We start from the raw sequence: 16,912 nt of genomic DNA on the forward strand, positions 1-16,912 counted from the left end.
ACACAACAACAAAGCGATTAAAGGAATACACGTGGAAGTTCGTCATAACTGGACACATGCTGAAGTGCGCGACCTCATGGAAAAACCATTCATGGATCTTCTTTTCGAAGCTCAGCTTGTTCACCGTCAATACCAACAAACTAACCATGTTCAGGTCAGCACATTGCTGTCAATTAAGACGGGGGCGTGCCCAGAAGATTGTAAGTACTGTCCTCAAAGTGCTAGATATGCTACGGACATTGAAAAAGAGCGATTGATGGAAGTCGAGCGTGTACTCGATGCCGCACAAAAAGCGAAAAATGCGGGCTCAACGCGATTCTGCATGGGCGCAGCGTGGAAGAACCCGAAAGAGCGCGACATGCCTCATTTGACCGACATGATCAAAGGTGTGAAAGGCATGGGGCTAGAAACGTGTATGACTTTGGGTATGTTGACACCTGAGCAAGCAAAGCAACTGGCGAATGCGGGTTTGGACTACTACAACCATAACCTTGATACCTCTCCTGAGTTTTACGGCAATATCATTACCACACGTACTTACCAAGACCGTTTAGATACCTTGTCTCATGTTCGTGATGCTGGCATGAAGATCTGTTCCGGTGGCATCATTGGCATGGGTGAAAGCGCCAATGACCGTGCGGGTTTGTTGGTTGAATTGGCTAACTTACCAGTACACCCTGAAAGTGTGCCAATCAACATGCTGGTCAAGGTTAAGGGCACGCCACTGGAAGAAGTGGATGATGTCGAGCCATTCGATTTTATTCGCTTGATTGCGATTGCGCGAATCATGATGCCTCAATCGGCGGTTCGTTTATCGGCCGGGCGTGAAAACATGAACGAGCAGATGCAAGCGCTGTGCTTTATGGCAGGGGCAAACTCGGTGTTCTACGGTTGCAAATTGTTAACCACACCAAACCCTTCTGAAGACAAAGATATGATGCTGTTTAATAAGCTAGGCATTAATCGTCAAGAAGTGTCGCAGAAACCGGATGAAATCGAAGAAAATGAACTGCTTGATCGCGTGGTAGAGCGTGTTGCAGCTCGTCCGACGAAAGATGACCTTTTCTACGATGCCAGTGTTTAAGTCTCGTATCAAATTAGCCCTAACTCAACGCAAGGAGCAGGGGCTCAATCGCTCAATGAACGTCGTTTTTGCCGGTAACCAATCTATATTGGAGCACGAAGGTAAGCGTTATATCAACTTCTCAAGTAACGATTATCTGGGTTTGGCCAATGACCAAGCGCTTGTTCGTGCGTGGCAACAAGGCTTGAGCGTATACGGTAGCGGCAGTGGTGCGTCTCCGATGGTCACGGGTTTTAGTGCGGCGCACAGTAATTTAGAAGCCGCGTTGACTGAGTGGTTGGGCTACGAGAGAGCAATCCTATTTGGCTCTGGGTTCAGTGCCAACCAAGCGCTGCTGTTCACCCTGCTAGAAAAATCAGACGTATTAATTCAAGACCGTTTGAACCATGCTTCTTTGATGGAAGCGGGGGCGTTATCCTCAGCCAAAATGAAACGCTTTAAGCACAACGATATCGAACACCTGAAATCGCTTATCAATAGAGAAGATAATCATCTTGTCGTGACGGAAGGGGTGTTCAGTATGGATGGTGACTGTTCACCGCTTCAAGATATTGAGGCGATAACCCGAGCTAATCACGCTTGGTTAGCGGTCGATGATGCCCATGGTATCGGTGTTCTTGGTGAATCTGGTGGGGGGGCCTGTGAGCTTAGCCAAGTTAAACCGGAGTTATTGGTGATCACTTTTGGTAAGGCATTTGGCATGTCTGGTGCCGCTATTTTATGTGATCAAGCCACTGGCGATTACCTCACACAGTTTGCAAAACATCATGTCTACTCGACGGCGATGCCTCCCGCTCAAGCTTATGCACTAACGCATGCGGTTTCTATCGTACAAGAGCAATCTTGGCGACGTGAAAAACTCGCAGAGCTAAGTGAAGTTTATCGAGATAGTCTCAAAAATCTCGCTGGTTTCGTAGAAACACAAACCTCGATAAAGCCGTTTGTGCTTGGTGGTTCAGAGTTGGCTTTGCGGGTAGCAAGCGATTGTCGTCAAAACGGCATTTGGGTTACGGCAATTCGTCCACCAACCGTACCAAAAGGGACGTCTCGTCTTCGTATTACGCTCACTGCCAATCACACCAATGAGCAAGTTAAAACGCTTTCAATGGCATTGAAGCAAGCATTAGGAGCACAGTAATGGAGTATGCGGAAAACATCGTATTGGATTGTGCTTTTCAAGATAAAGATGCGATTGCTTCATCTTTTGGCAAAGCAGCCAGTACCTACGATAAGCACGCTGCATTTCAGCGAGATGTAGGCCATCGCTTATTGGAGAAGCTGCCACTTGATCTTGCGAATAAGCGTATTTTGGATCTTGGATGTGGTACCGGCTATTTTTCCGAATTACTTCAGCAGCGTGGTGCAGAAGTCGTCTGTGCGGATATCTCTCAAGCTATGTTGCATAAAGCTCATGAGCGGTGTGGCGATAAACGCATGAGTTACGTTTTGGCGGATGCAGAGCATCTTCCTTTTGATGATAGTAGCTTTGATTATGTTTTTTCTAGTTTGGCGCTGCAGTGGTGTTCAGACTTGAGCGACCCATTAAGCGAAATTCGTCGTGTAGTAAAAGCGGGCGGGAAAGGGTGTTTCTCCACCTTGGTTGATGGCTCACTTGATGAATTGCGCCAATCGTGGTCAAAAATTGACACATATCAACACGTGAATCAGTTTATTACCCTCAATCAGGTAAAAGTTGCGTTAGCGCAATCTTGTTGTCACAGCCATCAACTAAACTTGACCTCTATCACAGTTTGGTACGATTCGGCATTTTCTGTCATGCGTGATCTCAAAGGTATTGGTGCAAATCATGTTAGCGGTCGCTCACATGGCCTAACGAGCCGTCGCACTCTATTGCAAGTTGAGCGTGCGTACCAAGCATTCAAAAACGATCACGGTCTTCTACCTGCAAGTTATCAGGTTTGTTTTGGAGTCATACATATATGATTGATGCATTTTTTATTGCTGGTACGGATACGGATGTAGGCAAAACGGTAGCGTCAAAAGCGATTCTGCAAGCATTGGCGGCAAAAGAGCTTAACACCATTGGTTATAAACCAGTGGCATCAGGAAGCGATAAAACAGAGCAAGGGTTACGCAATTCAGATGCACTGCATTTGCAAAAAGCAGCCACGTTAGATATTGCTTACGAAGATGTAAACCCTTACGCCTTAGAGTTGCCAGCGTCTCCGCACATCGCTGCAAAGCATGAAAATGTTGTGATTGAATACCAAGTGCTCAGTGAAAAGCTTGCTCAACACAAAGAACAATCAGACATCGTGTTAGTCGAGGGGGCAGGTGGCTGGCGTGTTCCTGTCTCGGACACAGACAGTTTGTCTACCTGGGTACAACAAGAGCAACTGCCAGTCGTACTTGTTGTGGGCATTAAGCTTGGCTGTCTGAGCCATGCACTGTTGACGGCTGAAATTATAAAAGCAGATGGCCTCAACTTAGTTGGCTGGGTAGCTAACCGAGTAAACCCAGGCACGGAACACTACGCTGAAATCATCGACATGCTTGAAGACCGTTTGGATGCACCTAAGCTAGGTGAAATCCCATACATTCCAAGTGCAAAGCGCCAAGATCTTGGTAAGTATATCAACGTTGAACCTTTGCTTAACGCGTAAGTTTGAGACTCGATTCATCCAAATCAGAAAGCGAAACCAAAAGGGCTGCACTATGCAGCCCTTTTTTCATGTAAAACTTTGTGTCTAAAAACGTGGCTATTTTTCTTGGCTAAGGCCCATTAATGCTTGTTGAGTTTCCGCAACACGATTTGTCATTTGCACATCGGTTGAAATGCCAAGTTGTTGTTTAGCCTCATCTTCTGAGATACCCAGATGACAGCACAATAAATCAATAGCCATTTGATAGTTGTTAGTTTCTACCATGATTTTTCCCTCAAGACATGGAAGTGTAGAGCTGCGTGAATGTCAGTAAAGCAGGCTCCGTTTCGTTCATCTATCCTGAATCTAGCACGATAGAGCTAACGTACAATAAGACTAAAGTCTAAACTTTGGTTAAGGCGCTGTTTTTAGGCTGATTAAATTTTATGATTAGTTCATTCTAGAAAACAAATGTTGCAATTTATTGCTTAACCTTGTTTTTATCGCGGATAGACTATATCTATAACGCAACGAAGCTCAAACCCAGTGGATTTGGCTTTTACGACTATAAGCTTCCTTGGAGAAAAGTAATGAAGCGAATTATGTTATTCCTAGCAACTAACCTAGCGGTCGTGCTAGTACTTAGTGTTGTTCTGAATATTGTTTACGCTGTAACTGGAATGCAGCCGGGCAGCTTGTCTGGTCTACTTATCATGGCCGCTGTATTTGGTTTTGGTGGCGCACTAATTTCATTGATGATGTCTAAGGGCATGGCGCTACGTTCCGTCGGTGGAATGGTTATCGAAAGCCCACGAAATGAGACGGAGCATTGGTTACTGGAAACGGTTGGCCGTCAGTCACAGCAAGCGGGTATTGGTATGCCAACTGTTGCAATCTACGATTCGCCAGACATTAACGCATTCGCAACGGGCGCAAAACGTGATGATTCTTTAGTTGCAGTGTCTACCGGTCTTCTACATAACATGACTCGTGATGAAGCAGAAGCGGTACTGGCGCATGAGGTAAGCCATATTGCGAATGGTGATATGGTAACCATGACTCTGATGCAAGGTGTTGTGAACACCTTCGTGATCTTTTTATCTCGCTTTATCGCAAACATTGTTGCATCAAATGATGATGAAGAAGGTCAAGGTACAAACATGATGGTGTACTTTGGTGTGTCTATGGTGCTTGAGTTGGTATTCGGCTTCTTGGCGAGCTTTATTACCATGTGGTACAGCCGTCATCGTGAATTTCACGCAGATGCAGGCGCAGCGAGCCTCGTTGGTAAAGAGAAAATGATCGCGGCTCTAGAGCGTTTGAAAATGAGTCAAGAGTCGAAGCTAGATGGCTCTATGATGGCGTTTGGTATTAATGGTAAGCAATCTCTTACTGAATTACTAATGAGCCACCCACCGCTTGATAAACGTATCACAGCGTTACGCAGCCAACAGTACTAATTATTAATCTTCTGAAAAGGCTTGGTTTTTAACCAAGCTTTTTTTTTGTCTTTTGATCGACAAGACATTTAACAGCGTACAACTTTGCGTTAATCAACCACCTTGTACATATTATATTTTGTACAGCTCTTGAGATGAAAGGGAGTCATGAAATGGATATTCAGTCAGTTGGCAACATTTATCAGAAATTGAGCAAAGCAAATTTGTATTTGCTTGAAGGGGTTTACCACCAGGACGTGGTTTTTGAAGACGCCGCTCATCGATTAGAAGGTTGGCCTGCGTTATCTGATTACTTCCAATCTTTGTATTCCAATGTCATTCGTTGTGATTTTGTTGTTCACGACCACCAACAAGTCGGGGAAACGGGTTTCCTCACATGGACGATGGACTTACAACACCCAAAACTTCAAAAAGGTGCGCCTATTTCGGTGAATGGCGTCTCACACCTTAAATTCTGTGAAGGGCGGGTTATTTACCACCGAGATTATTTCGACTTGGGTGAGATGTTGTATGAAAATTTACCGTTACTTGGAGCGGTAATTAAAACTATTAAACAGAGGTTGGGGCAATGACGAGAACAGTACTGATTACTGGAGCCACATCAGGCATTGGCAAGCAACTTGCTATCGATTATGCCCAGACTGGGTGGCAGGTCATTGCTTGCGGTAGAAATCAATCAGTTCTATCAGAGCTCGAAGCTACATCTCAAAACATTGCTACTCTGAAGTTCGATGTGACGGACTATGAACAAACTCAACTAGCTTTTCGCTCACTGCCGTTTACTCCAGATACTTGGATATTCAACGCAGGTGATTGTGAGTATATGAACGACGGTGTCGTAGATGCGAAACTCATGGCGCGTATCATGAGCGTTAATGTCGTAGGTGTTGCCAACTGTGTTGAGGCGTGCCAGTCGCAGTTCGAACGAGGGCACCGTGTCGTTATGGTGGGCTCCATTGCCTCTGAAGTCGCATTACCAAGAGCAGAAGCCTATGGTGCATCAAAAGCGGCTGTCAGTTATTTCGCGCGTACTCTAGCCGTTGATTTGAAGCCGAAAGGTATCAAAGTTGTCACTGTGTTTCCCGGCTTCGTCGAGACCCCTCTTACTGATAAAAATACGTTTGATATGCCTATGATCGTTTCGGTTAATCGGGCGTCTGACGCTATCCGAAAACAACTGGATGCGGGCAAAAGTCATATTTATTTTCCAGCGAGATTCACCGGCATTTTGCGCTTTATCTCGTTGTTTCCCTATAGCTGGCAAGCTAGGCTCACAGCAAAACTCGTATCATAAGAAGGAAGAGGCATGAACACTGTAGGAAGAAAGAAAATCGCCATCATTGGGACTGGGATCTCTGGTCTCACTTGCGGCTATTACTTGCACAAAGAGCATCACGTTACGTTGTTTGAATGCACCGATTACATCGGTGGACATACCGCGACCGTCGATGTCAGCTTGGATGATAGAGATTACGCCATTGATACGGGTTTTATCGTTTATAACGACCGCACTTATCCAAACTTCATCAAGATGATGAACGAACTCGGTGTTGAAGGTATTCCAACCCAAATGAGCTTCAGCGTCAGAAATAATGGTAATGGTCTGGAATATAACGGTCACACTCTATCAACTTTATTTGCGCAAAAGCGTAACTGGCTGAACCCCAAATTCTATCGCTTTATATTCGAGATCCTCCGCTTCAACAAATTGGCGAAAAGCTTCGCGTACGAGCAATCAACAAATTTACAAACACTTGGAGAGTTTCTTGACGAGCACAACTTTAGTGCGTTCTTTACCGATAACTACATTCTGCCGATGGGCGCAGCAATTTGGTCTTCAACGTTGGCCGATATGCGAGCGTTTCCGCTCATGTTCTTCTTACGTTTCTTCCTAAACCACGGTTTGTTAGATATCACTAACCGCCCACAGTGGTATGTGATCAAAGGTGGTTCACGATCTTACATATCACCATTAACAGCGGGTTTTGCCGATAGCATTCATCTGAATAGCCCTGTTGATAAAGTCGTTCGCAGTGAAAACGGCGTCGGTGTTCAGGTTCATGGTGAAATGCATTGGTTTGATGATGTTATCTTCGCTTGTCACAGTGACCAAGCAATGCGAATACTTGATGACATTTCTTCAGCAGAACAAGACATTTTGGGGGATATGACGTACCAAGCGAACGAAGTGGTTTTACATACCGACACTAATTTGTTGCCAAAACATCGGGCTGCATGGGCGTCATGGAACTATTTGCTAGATGGTAGTGAGGACGAGCAGCAGCGATTACCTTCTTTGACCTATAACATGAATATTCTGCAACACGTTAAATCTGAGCATACTTTTTGTGTCACCTTGAATAGCACTGAACAGATAGATCCAAACAAGGTTTTGCGGGCATTCACTTACCATCATCCAGTGTTTACTACAGAGTCGATTGCGGCCCAACAACGAAAAAACGAAGTGCAAGGCGTTAAGAACACTTGGTTTTGTGGCGCTTATTGGTACAACGGATTTCATGAAGACGGCGTGCGTAGTGCAATTGATGCGGTAGAGAGTATAGAAGCAAAATATCGTGATCAAAACATGATTCCATTTGAGAAAGGTGCGGCGTGATATGGATAGCGAGATGAACAGTAGGCTGTTTATTGGCAATGTTCGTCATCGCCGATTTGTACCTGTCAACCATGAGCTGAACTATTCTCTATTTATGCCAGCGATTGATGTTGATGAGCTGGAAGACTTAGAAAAAAAGGTTTGGGGTTTTGGTTCCCGTTGGTGGCACTGGGCGCGTTTCAAGCGTAGTGATTACATTGGTGAAGGTAGTATTAAAGCAGCGGTACAAAACAAGGTAGAAGAACTGACTGGCATCCGTTGCTCTGGCAAAGTTGTGGCCGTTTGCCACTTGCGTTATTTCGGGCTCTATTTCAGCCCGGTGAATTTCTACTACGTTTATGATGAGCAAGGCGAATGGCAATATCTATTAGCCGAGGTGAGTAATACACCTTGGAATGAATGCCATTATTACGCAGTCGCGGCGGATGAAAATGACGAACAGTATGGTTGGAAACAAGATAAAGCTTTTCATGTGTCGCCATTTAATCCAATTGACCAGCGCTACCATTGGAAGATCAAGCCCTTGACCGACAAACTTAATATTCATCTGGAGTGTCACAAAGGTGAAAAGCATTTCGATGCGACGATGGCAATGAAAGCCAAGCCGCTTTCCAGCAAAAGCTTACTTAAATGCTTGATCGTCACACCGAGCCAAACGGTAAAAGTCATGGTTGGTATTTATTGGCACGCTCTAAAACTTTGGATTAAAGGTGCGCCGTTTTACTCACACCCTAAATACGCTCAACCTAAAAAATACGAACCTGAGCACGTGAGTGAACACAAAAAAAAATAATAAACACAAGGAGAACTCAGCATGTTAAACACTACTTCAATGGCAATGCCTCGTGAATTGTCGACGACCCAGAAAGCGGCGCGTGGAGTTCTTTTTCAGTGTCTACAGAAAATGGAAATCGGCTGCTTAACCGTAATTGAAAGCTTCAAGACAGAAACCACCGAGCGCAGTGAGCGATTTGCCACTTCAAATGTTGATGATAAAGGTAAGCCAGTCGTTGCGACGATTGAGGTGAAGCATCCAGGCTTTTATTCACGTATTTTGCAAGGCGGCAGCATCGCAGCAGGTGAAGCTTACATGGATGGCTGGTGGGATAGCCCAGATTTGACAGCACTTATGAAGTTAATGGCGCTGAATCTACGTGCGTTAGACAAACTTGAAGAGCAGGGCAGTTGGCTGACGAGGCTATTGTATAAGTTCAGTCACTGGGGAAATCGTAACTCTCAAGAGAATTCGCGTAAGAATATCCATGCCCATTATGATTTAGGAAATAATCTTTATGAAGCATTTCTTGATACCAACATGTTGTATTCATCAGCGCTGTATAACCAAGAGAATGATTCTTTAGAACAGGCACAAGTTAACAAAATGGATCGTCTGTGTCAGCAACTCGAACTCAAACCTAGCGATCACGTTATCGAGATTGGCACCGGCTGGGGTGCTATGGCAATTTATATGGCCGAGCAGTACGGTTGTCATGTTACTACGACCACGATATCAGAAGAGCAGCACGCTTACGCTGAACAGAAGATCAGAGAGCGTGGCTTAGAAGATAAAGTCACTTTGCTTAAAGAGGACTATCGCAATTTAACGGGAACCTATGACAAGCTGGTTTCTATTGAGATGATAGAAGCGGTGGGCAAACAATTCCTGCCTTCGTACATTAAGGTGTGTGAGTCTTTGTTGAAGTCCGGTGGTTTGATGGCGATTCAAGCGATTACCATTGCGGATCAGCGTTACGAGTATTACAGCAACAATGTCGACTTTATTCAGAAGTATATTTTCCCGGGAGGTTTCTTACCTTCAGTTACATCGCTCACTCAAGCAACGACGAAGTACAGTGACTTGGTCACGCGAGATCTGTTTGATATCGGGCTTGATTACGCTAAAACGCTTAATGAGTGGCATCATCGTTTTAATCAAGCTGAGAGTGAGGTGCGCTCGTTCGGTTACGATGATCGCTTTGTGCGCATGTGGCGTTACTACTTGAGCTACTGTGAGGGTGGCTTCTTAGCTCGCACGATCAGTGCCGTACACATGACGTTTCAGCGTCCGTAGTTCGTTATGAGAGTGTTTCTTGCATCGACATGGTTCCAACTCTGCTGGTTCGCAGCTGTGCTTGGAACCTATCAATGGCAGTGGCTGACCTTAGTTCTCACGTTACTTACCCTTGTATATTGCTGGAGAGTGGATCCTTCTGCGCTCAAAAATATCACTTTCATTGTATCCATTGGTTTGGTGCTAGATACCCTCAATAAGCAATTTTCCGTCTTTATATTCCCAACCACTTGGTTGCCGATATGGCTTGTTTGCTTGTGGGTTTTATTTTCTTGGTATGCCTACCAACTCAAGTCAATCTTGTACCGTTTCCCAAAAACCTACGTATCAATAGTAGGCGGTATCGGAGGAACAGCGAGCTACTTTGCTGGCTACAAACTCCAAGCCGTTGAATTTGGATTTAGCGTTGGTGTCACCCTCACGATCTTGTTCGTCGAATGGTGTGCAATGATGCTTTTGATACTCAAGGTGTACGGAAATGAAAAGCTTGAAAAAAAATTGGAAACAAAAGCTGACCAGTAGTGTAATGGCCGCGTCCTTGTTCTGTGCGGTGCCTTTGCAAGCTCAAAATGTGGTGGGTTCAAGTGAGACAATGACCACAAGCAACTGGCAACAATGGCAAACGGTCGGCGAAGCTCAACTCACTTGGTTTGTTTTTGATATCTACAAGTCTCGCCTTAAAGCGCCCGATGGACAGTACTTGGTGTCTAGTGACGTTTCCCCCCATCCCTTTGCTCTAGAGATTAACTATCAGCGTGATATTAGTAAAGAGCAACTGCTCGATGTGACTGATGAGCAGTGGCAAAAGCTAGGCTTTACGGAGTCTTACCGCCAACAGTGGATTTCTGAGCTGAACATTATGTTCCCCAACATTAAGAAGGGGGATGAGCTCACCTACCTTACTGATGGTAAAAATGGACAACTTATCTATCGAAAAGCGGGGAGCGAGCCTTATCAAATCGTCGGATATGTGAAGGATGAGCGACTTAATGATGCGTTTCTTTCCATTTGGTTATCACCGAAAACAGAGTTTCCTAAACTTCGTAAACAACTGATAGGGCAGGTAAGATAGTGAAATTATTAAAACGTATGCTCAAAGCTCCAGTGATTGCTGCGGTTACGCTACTTAGCGCATGCTCTGCTGACATTGATAACTATCAAGCTGCATCGCCAGCCTTTGACCTGTTTGGTTATTTCGAAGGTGACGTCAAGGCATGGGGGATGGTGCAGGACTACACCGAGAAACAAACTCGTCGATTTGAAGTCGACATCGTTGGGACGGTTGAAGGCAATGAACTAACGCTGGTGGAAGACTTTGTCTTTGATGATGGAGAGCACGACCAGCGTACATGGGTAATTACTCAACTCGAAGACGGTACTTATCAAGGCAAAGCGGATGACATTATTGGCGTTGCTACGGGTAAAGAGATGGGTAATGCGTTGCAATGGCAATACGATTTCGAGTTAAAGATGGATGATTCAACCATCACAGTATCGTTCGATGACTGGCTTTACCGCCAAGATGACATGCACGTGTTTAACCTCACCAAGATTAAGAAGTTTGGTGTCGAGGTAGGGACGATTACGCTTTTCTTTCAGAGGCAATAAAAGAGTCGGGAATCGTCCACGCTTCGCTTTAGGGATCGAAATGGGGGCGCTAGAAGTTTAGTGAAGGGAAGTTGAATTTAGAATGTGTCGACAGGACTTGCCATCCTAGAAGGATATAGTCGACCCTTATCCCTTATCCCTTATCCCTTATCTCGTAGCGAAACATTCCATAGGGCGAAGCCCGTTCCCGCTTCCAGCTCAAAAAAAGAAAGGGTTGACGCTCTCACGTCAACCCTCAAAATTATCCGATACACGATTCTCTTACAGCTTATCTGTCAGCTCGATTGCTTGACCGATGTAGTTCGCTGGCGTCATCTCTTTCAGACGTGCTTTCTCGTGCTCAGGAAGCTCAAGACTGTCGATGAAGTTACGCATTGCTTCGCCGTCTACACGCTTACCACGAGTTAGCTCTTTTAGCTTCTCGTAAGGCTTCTCGATGCCGTAACGACGCATAACCGTTTGTACTGGCTCAGCGAGTACTTCCCAGTTCTTGTCTAGTTCAGCAAGAAGTGCTTCGCGGTTAACTTCAAGCTTGCTGATGCCTTTAAGTGTAGACGTGTAAGCGATGATAGCGTAGCCAACACCAACGCCGAGGTTACGTAGAACCGTTGAGTCGGTTAGGTCACGCTGCCAACGAGAGATAGGCAGTTTCTGGGCTAGGTGGCCGAACACAGCGTTCGCAAGGCCTAGGTTACCTTCAGAGTTTTCAAAATCGATTGGGTTAACTTTGTGTGGCATTGTTGAAGAGCCAATCTCACCCGCAATGGTTTTTTGCTTAAAGTGGCCTAGAGCAATGTAACCCCAAACGTCACGGTCGAAATCAATCAGGATAGTATTGAAACGTGCAACAGCGTCGAACAGTTCAGCGATGTAATCGTGCGGCTCGATCTGAGTTGTGTAAGGGTTCCAAGTAACGCCCAAAGACTCAGTGATGAAATCTTCGCTGAATTTGTGCCAATCTAGCTCTGGGTAAGCAGACAGGTGTGCGTTGTAGTTACCGACTGCGCCGTTGATTTTCGCTAGGATCTCAACGTTTTCTATTTGCTTGAATTGACGCTCCATACGGTACGCCACATTGGCCATTTCTTTACCCATTGTTGATGGGGACGCTGGCTGACCGTGTGTACGAGATAGAAGAGGGATGTCGCGGTATTCAACAGCAAGTGCTTTAATCGCGTCGATTAAGTTGCGAATTTCTGGAAGAATCACGGTCTCACGCGCTTCTTTCAGCATAAGAGCGTGTGAAGTGTTGTTGATGTCTTCAGAAGTACATGCAAAGTGGAAGAACTCGTTTACTGCGTGAAGCTCAGGAACGTCAGCGACTTTTTCTTTTAAGAAGTACTCAACCGCTTTAACATCGTGGTTTGTTGTACGCTCGATCTCTTTGATGCGTAGCGCGTCTTCTTCAGAGAAGTTTGCAGCAAGGTCGTCTAGGAATTGATTTGCTTCTGCGCTAAACGCTGGCACTTCTGCAATTTCAGCAGTAGCAGCAAGCTTTTGAAGCCAGCGGATCTCAACGATAGTACGGTACTTCAATAAACCGTATTCACTGAAAATTTCGCGTAACGCAATGGTCTTGCTTCCGTAACGGCCGTCTACTGGTGAAACAGCAGTCAATGCTGACAGTTCCATGATGTTCTCCTGAATTGGGTTTCTAAATTTCGTGAGCTTTATACCAAACACTATGGCAATTGTCACGAATATTGCGCAATCGTTTGCGCGAGATTTGTTTTAGTCAAAAAAGTGAGCTCGCGATAATCGCGAGCTGCTGCTTATTCGGAACCATCTTACATTCGAGCAAGAAGTATCTGAGCCTGCTCGACCATCTTTTTACGGCCGAAAATTAAGTGGCGACGTTTGCCACCCACTTGGCGCCAAAGTACGGCACTGCGAATACCTGATAACAACAACGCACGGACTTTGTGCTGATTAGAGGTTTGCTGCAGCACGGATGGAGTACCAGTTACTTGAATGCGAGGGCCGATAGGGCTCACCACATCCAAGTAAATGCTTGCTAGGTTGCTGATCATCTGGTCGTCGAGTAAGTCAAAATGCTCCGTTTGACGCTGAGCCATCTGGATGCGGTCGCCAAGTTGTGACATGGCGTCGTTGCGACCTGTTAACTTACGCTCTAATGCCATGAGACTGATAATATAGCGAGTGACTTCACTTCCCGATGGCGTGCTATCAATCCCTTTTACCAAGCATTCGAGCCCTAGTTTGAGGTTGGCTTCACGACCGAATACACCGACAGTGTTTGCCGGGCTCGTATTTAATATGGCATTGATTGACGTTTCAAAGGCATCTTGATCACAATGTCCGTCTCGCGCAACTTGTTGAACCAATGCAACTGCTTGGCAGATGCCAGCGAAAGCAATAGTACGGTCATAAAGTGTATTCGCCACGTAGCGACTCCTAAGCTTGAGAATATTTAATGCGTTGCTCGATGATGCCGCCACCTAGGCACACGTCATCTTTGTAGAACACAGCTGATTGACCTGGAGTGACAGCAACTTGTGGCTCGTCAAAGATCACTTTAATGTTCTCATCATCGATAGGGATGATTGTACAAGGAATATCTTCCTGACGGTAACGTGTTTTCACTGTGCACTTCATAACATCGCGAATTGGCTCACGATCTACCCAGTGAAGTTGTGATGCAAGTAGACCTTCTGACTTCAGCATTGGGTGATCTTTACCTTGTACCGCAATCAAAACGTTACGTTTCAAATCCTTCTCGCCAACGAACCATGGGTCTTCATTGCCACCGCCGCCTTTACGGCCACCAATGTGAAGCCCTTTACGCTGACCAAGCGTGTGGTACATCAAACCTTGGTGCTGACCGATCACTTCACCTTCTGGTGTTTCAATATTACCAGGTTGCGCTGGAAGGTATTTGCCAAGGAACTCTGTGAACTTACGCTCACCGATGAAACAAATACCCGTTGAGTCTTTCTTTTTCGCTGTGATCAGGTCTTGCTCTTCTGCGATGCGTCGTACTTCTGGTTTTTCCAAATCACCGACAGGGAATAGGCTACGTGCAACTTGCTCGTGACTTAGTGTGTACAGGAAGTAGCTCTGGTCTTTGTTGCCGTCTAGACCACGTAGCATCTGAGGCTTTTCACCGTTCTCAGGGAAAGAACGACGTACGTAGTGACCCATTGCGATGTAATCGGCATCCAGAACTTCATCAGCGAACTCCAGGAATGCTTTAAATTTAATTTCTTTGTTACAAAGAATATCTGGGTTTGGTGTACGGCCTGCTTTGTATTCAGCAAGGAAGTACTCAAATACATTGTCCCAGTATTCTGCAGCAAAGTTGATGGTGTGTAGATGGATGCCCAGCTTGTCACATACTGCTTGAGCATCGGCAAGATCTTCTGCTGCTGTGCAATATTCTTCGTTGTCATCTTCTTCCCAGTTCTTCATGAACAGGCCTTCCACTTGGTAGCCTTGTTGCTTCAGAAGATACGCAGAAACAGATGAATCAACGCCGCCGGACATTCCGACGATGACTTTCTTTTGGCTGTTATCAGACATTACTAAACACCACTTAAATAAACGGGACGCAGATTCTAACAGAATCCACAGACCGGTGACAGATCCGAGATCGAAATCACACTTCGTTTTGCTGCATTTTTCTGCTACAGCATCACCAATTCGCAATTTCACGAGTATAGAAGTGCTATATATGGCATAGTTGCCAAAAATCCAAGAGGAAAAGTTAAATGACCGAAGAAAACCAGTTTATGCAAGAAGGCGAGTTGATCGAAATCATCGAAAATCAACTAGAAGATGGTAACCCAATAAAAGTAAAAGAAACCCTAATGCGCTTAATGATGACAGGTACGCCCCGGGAGGACGCGATAGCGATGATGGCGTGTGCGATGTCGATTGAAGTTTTTGACGTGATGAAAAACGACGGTGAATTTAATCTAAAGCGCTACACAGAGCATCTTAATCAGCTTCCTGACCTGAGTTTCATGGAAGGCGAATAGCGCTCAAGAAAGAAAAAAATAGGCGGCAAACGTTTGCTATAATTGCTTTTATTGCTGCTTTATTGTTAGCGGTATAGAATCCGTTCTCCTTTTCATCCCCTTACTCAGACTAACAATATGAAATTTCCTGGACAACGCAAATCGAAGCACTATTTTCCTGTTCATGCTCGTGATCCATTGGTGAGCCAAGCACAAGAAAGCAAGAAGATGACGCGCACCCACATCATCGGTATTGATCAGACTCTGGTTGATATTGAAGCTAAAGTTACAACGGATGTGATTGAAAAGTACGGTTTGAGTAAAGGACACTCGTTGGTTATTGATGACGCAACCGCGGAAGCGCTATACCAACAGCTAAAAGAAGAGAACCTCATTACTAATGAGTATGCGGGTGGCACAATTGGCAACACACTACATAATTACTCTGTGCTTGCGGATGACCGTTCGACTCTTCTAGGCGTAATGAGCCAGGACATTAAGATCGGCAGCTATGGTTACCGTTACTTATGTAACACCTCTAGCCGTATGGATCTGAACTATCTACAAGGGGTACAAGGGGCAATCGGTCGTTGTTTTGCTCTGATTACTGAAGACGGTGAACGTACTTTCGCAATCAGCGAAGGTCAAATGAACCAACTTCATCCAGATAACATCCCAGAGAAAATCTTCAAAAGTGCATCAGCGCTTGTCCTGACGGCGTATCTCGTTCGTTGTAAAGAAGGCGATCCAATGCCGGAAGCAACCATGCGTGCGATTGAATACGCGAAGAAATACGATGTACCAGTGGTGTTAACGCTTGGAACTAAGTTTGTAATTCAAGATGATCCGATTTTTTGGCAAGCATTTATTCGTGACCATGTTTCTGTTGTCGCGATGAATGAAGACGAAGCTGAAGCGCTAACGGGTGAGTCTGATCCTCTAGCGGCATCTGACAAGACGTTAGATTGGGCTGACATGGTACTTTGTACCGCTGGCCCTGTTGGCTTGTTCATGGCAGGCTACACCGAAGATAGTGCAAAGCGCGAAACTTCACTGCCACTTCTTCCAGGTTCTATCGCAGAGTTCAATCGTTACGAATTTAGTCGACCAGCGAAGAAAGAATCGTGTGAGAATGCAATTAAAGTTTATTCACACATTTCGCCTTACATGGGTGGTCCAGAGAAAATTAAGAATACCAATGGTGCAGGTGATGCGGCACTGTCCGCAGTTTTGCATGATATGGCTGCAAATAAGTATCATAAAGAAAATGTGCCTAACTCAAGCAAGCACAGTAATGAGTATTTAACTTATTCTTCATTCTCTCAAGTATGTAAATACGCGAATCGTGCAAGTTATGAAGTGTTAGTACAGCATTCCCCACGTCTATCTCGTGGTTTGCCTGAGCGTGAAGATAGTTTAGAAGAAGCATACTGGGAGCGTTAATTCGATTCCTAGAGTGAGAACTTCATATATCAAAAAAAATGGCGCATGT

General features: G+C 45.2%; 18 protein-coding genes and 1 pseudogene. 15 read left to right on the top strand and 4 right to left on the bottom strand.

Annotation, left to right across the window (positions count from 1 at the left end; all coding sequences use genetic code 11):
* Positions 1 to 31 precede the first annotated feature (31 nt).
* Genes bioB through bioD form a run of 4 tightly spaced genes read left to right on the top strand, consistent with a single transcriptional unit; the run spans position 32 to position 3,708 of the window.
* On the top strand, positions 32 to 1,084 hold the full coding sequence (gene bioB / locus ACVA54_RS05700) for a biotin synthase BioB (RefSeq protein ID WP_446596228.1): 1,053 nt from the start codon (positions 32 to 34) through the stop codon (positions 1,082 to 1,084).
* Positions 1,071 to 2,222, top strand: coding sequence for an 8-amino-7-oxononanoate synthase (bioF, locus tag ACVA54_RS05705; protein WP_446596269.1), 1,152 nt, complete (start codon positions 1,071 to 1,073; stop codon positions 2,220 to 2,222). Before bioB ends, bioF begins: the two co-directional genes overlap by 14 nt.
* Entirely contained in the window at positions 2,222 to 3,028 is an 807-nt protein-coding gene (gene bioC, locus ACVA54_RS05710) for a malonyl-ACP O-methyltransferase BioC (protein WP_099080536.1), read from the top strand. The genes bioF and bioC overlap by 1 nt, the downstream gene beginning before the upstream one ends.
* Positions 3,025 to 3,708 (top strand): dethiobiotin synthase, encoded by a 684-nt coding sequence (gene bioD / locus ACVA54_RS05715; RefSeq protein ID WP_172438173.1) that lies wholly within the window; start codon positions 3,025 to 3,027, stop codon positions 3,706 to 3,708. Before bioC ends, bioD begins: the two co-directional genes overlap by 4 nt.
* 96 nt (positions 3,709 to 3,804) lie before the next feature.
* Here bioD and ACVA54_RS05720 read toward each other — a convergent pair whose 3' ends face one another.
* Positions 3,805 to 3,972, bottom strand: a complete 168-nt coding sequence (locus ACVA54_RS05720; protein ID WP_119463369.1) for a hypothetical protein — start codon at positions 3,970 to 3,972, stop codon at positions 3,805 to 3,807.
* Between the two features lie 305 nt (positions 3,973 to 4,277).
* On the opposite strand from ACVA54_RS05720, the gene htpX reads away from it, so the two are divergent.
* From htpX to ACVA54_RS05765, 9 genes and pseudogenes are all read left to right on the top strand, one after another.
* Positions 4,278 to 5,147 carry a protease HtpX gene (gene htpX, locus ACVA54_RS05725; protein ID WP_099080539.1) on the top strand — a complete coding sequence of 290 codons (870 nt, stop codon included), beginning with the start codon at positions 4,278 to 4,280 and terminating at the stop codon, positions 5,145 to 5,147.
* Positions 5,148 to 5,299: 152 nt separating this feature from the next.
* Positions 5,300 to 5,719: a nuclear transport factor 2 family protein gene (locus ACVA54_RS05730; RefSeq protein ID WP_099080540.1), complete on the top strand. Its 420-nt coding sequence runs from the start codon at positions 5,300 to 5,302 to the stop codon at positions 5,717 to 5,719.
* Positions 5,716 to 6,441 (top strand): SDR family oxidoreductase, encoded by a 726-nt coding sequence (locus tag ACVA54_RS05735; protein ID WP_099080541.1) that lies wholly within the window; start codon positions 5,716 to 5,718, stop codon positions 6,439 to 6,441. The genes ACVA54_RS05730 and ACVA54_RS05735 overlap by 4 nt, the downstream gene beginning before the upstream one ends.
* Positions 6,442 to 6,453: 12 nt before the next feature.
* Complete coding sequence (locus ACVA54_RS05740; protein WP_446649456.1) at positions 6,454 to 7,764, top strand: NAD(P)/FAD-dependent oxidoreductase; 1,311 nt, start codon at positions 6,454 to 6,456, stop codon at positions 7,762 to 7,764.
* Position 7,765: 1 nt separating this feature from the next.
* Positions 7,766 to 8,585: pseudogene (locus ACVA54_RS05745) on the top strand (DUF1365 domain-containing protein).
* A complete protein-coding gene (locus tag ACVA54_RS05750; protein WP_099080544.1) occupies positions 8,579 to 9,835 on the top strand; it encodes an SAM-dependent methyltransferase in 1,257 nt (418 codons plus the stop codon). Before ACVA54_RS05745 ends, ACVA54_RS05750 begins: the two are co-directional and overlap by 7 nt.
* Before the next feature lie 6 nt (positions 9,836 to 9,841).
* Positions 9,842 to 10,357, top strand: coding sequence for a DUF2878 domain-containing protein (locus tag ACVA54_RS05755; RefSeq protein WP_446644099.1), 516 nt, complete (start codon positions 9,842 to 9,844; stop codon positions 10,355 to 10,357).
* Positions 10,314 to 10,907, top strand: a complete 594-nt coding sequence (locus ACVA54_RS05760; protein WP_446580169.1) for a chalcone isomerase family protein — start codon at positions 10,314 to 10,316, stop codon at positions 10,905 to 10,907. Before ACVA54_RS05755 ends, ACVA54_RS05760 begins: the two co-directional genes overlap by 44 nt.
* A gap of 17 nt (positions 10,908 to 10,924) precedes the next feature.
* Entirely contained in the window at positions 10,925 to 11,443 is a 519-nt protein-coding gene (locus tag ACVA54_RS05765; RefSeq protein WP_119463548.1) for a DUF3833 domain-containing protein, read from the top strand.
* A gap of 261 nt (positions 11,444 to 11,704) precedes the next feature.
* Here ACVA54_RS05765 and purB read toward each other — a convergent pair whose 3' ends face one another.
* The 3 genes from purB to mnmA form a co-directional block, all read right to left on the bottom strand.
* Complete coding sequence (gene purB / locus ACVA54_RS05770) at positions 11,705 to 13,075, bottom strand: adenylosuccinate lyase (protein ID WP_099080546.1); 1,371 nt, start codon at positions 13,073 to 13,075, stop codon at positions 11,705 to 11,707.
* 155 nt (positions 13,076 to 13,230) lie between these two features.
* Positions 13,231 to 13,848: a high frequency lysogenization protein HflD gene (gene hflD / locus ACVA54_RS05775; protein ID WP_099080547.1), complete on the bottom strand. Its 618-nt coding sequence runs from the start codon at positions 13,846 to 13,848 to the stop codon at positions 13,231 to 13,233.
* Between the two features lie 10 nt (positions 13,849 to 13,858).
* Positions 13,859 to 14,983 carry a tRNA 2-thiouridine(34) synthase MnmA gene (mnmA, locus tag ACVA54_RS05780; RefSeq protein WP_099080548.1) on the bottom strand — a complete coding sequence of 375 codons (1,125 nt, stop codon included), beginning with the start codon at positions 14,981 to 14,983 and terminating at the stop codon, positions 13,859 to 13,861.
* A 188-nt stretch (positions 14,984 to 15,171) separates the two neighbouring features.
* On the opposite strand from mnmA, the gene ACVA54_RS05785 reads away from it, so the two are divergent.
* Together ACVA54_RS05785 and ACVA54_RS05790 are read left to right on the top strand one after the other, a co-directional pair.
* The gene (locus ACVA54_RS05785) at positions 15,172 to 15,441 is read left to right on the top strand and encodes a hypothetical protein (RefSeq protein WP_099080549.1); all 270 of its coding nucleotides are present in this window, start codon (positions 15,172 to 15,174) and stop codon (positions 15,439 to 15,441) included.
* 117 nt (positions 15,442 to 15,558) lie between these two features.
* A complete protein-coding gene (locus ACVA54_RS05790) occupies positions 15,559 to 16,863 on the top strand; it encodes an inosine/guanosine kinase (protein ID WP_099080550.1) in 1,305 nt (434 codons plus the stop codon).
* The last annotated feature ends 49 nt before the right edge of the window (positions 16,864 to 16,912 follow it).

It is taken from the genome of Vibrio sp. PNB23_22_6 (assembly GCF_052877535.1).

What these genes read in the sequence shown, in the direction of transcription:
- mnmA (WP_099080548.1), bottom strand. Translation starts at nt 14,983, where the DNA reads ATGTCTGATAACAGCCAAAAGAAAGTCATCGTCGGAATGTCCGGCGGC.
- bioF (WP_446596269.1), top strand. Translation starts at nt 1,071, where the DNA reads ATGCCAGTGTTTAAGTCTCGTATCAAATTAGCCCTAACTCAACGCAAG.
- bioC (WP_099080536.1), top strand. Translation starts at nt 2,222, where the DNA reads ATGGAGTATGCGGAAAACATCGTATTGGATTGTGCTTTTCAAGATAAA.
- ACVA54_RS05785 (WP_099080549.1), top strand. Translation starts at nt 15,172, where the DNA reads ATGACCGAAGAAAACCAGTTTATGCAAGAAGGCGAGTTGATCGAAATC.
- purB (WP_099080546.1), bottom strand. Translation starts at nt 13,075, where the DNA reads ATGGAACTGTCAGCATTGACTGCTGTTTCACCAGTAGACGGCCGTTAC.
- ACVA54_RS05730 (WP_099080540.1), top strand. Translation starts at nt 5,300, where the DNA reads ATGGATATTCAGTCAGTTGGCAACATTTATCAGAAATTGAGCAAAGCA.
- ACVA54_RS05760 (WP_446580169.1), top strand. Translation starts at nt 10,314, where the DNA reads ATGAAAAGCTTGAAAAAAAATTGGAAACAAAAGCTGACCAGTAGTGTA.
- ACVA54_RS05765 (WP_119463548.1), top strand. Translation starts at nt 10,925, where the DNA reads ATGCTCAAAGCTCCAGTGATTGCTGCGGTTACGCTACTTAGCGCATGC.
- ACVA54_RS05790 (WP_099080550.1), top strand. Translation starts at nt 15,559, where the DNA reads ATGAAATTTCCTGGACAACGCAAATCGAAGCACTATTTTCCTGTTCAT.
- ACVA54_RS05750 (WP_099080544.1), top strand. Translation starts at nt 8,579, where the DNA reads ATGTTAAACACTACTTCAATGGCAATGCCTCGTGAATTGTCGACGACC.
- ACVA54_RS05755 (WP_446644099.1), top strand. Translation starts at nt 9,842, where the DNA reads ATGAGAGTGTTTCTTGCATCGACATGGTTCCAACTCTGCTGGTTCGCA.
- htpX (WP_099080539.1), top strand. Translation starts at nt 4,278, where the DNA reads ATGAAGCGAATTATGTTATTCCTAGCAACTAACCTAGCGGTCGTGCTA.
- ACVA54_RS05735 (WP_099080541.1), top strand. Translation starts at nt 5,716, where the DNA reads ATGACGAGAACAGTACTGATTACTGGAGCCACATCAGGCATTGGCAAG.
- bioD (WP_172438173.1), top strand. Translation starts at nt 3,025, where the DNA reads ATGATTGATGCATTTTTTATTGCTGGTACGGATACGGATGTAGGCAAA.
- ACVA54_RS05740 (WP_446649456.1), top strand. Translation starts at nt 6,454, where the DNA reads ATGAACACTGTAGGAAGAAAGAAAATCGCCATCATTGGGACTGGGATC.
- ACVA54_RS05720 (WP_119463369.1), bottom strand. Translation starts at nt 3,972, where the DNA reads ATGGTAGAAACTAACAACTATCAAATGGCTATTGATTTATTGTGCTGT.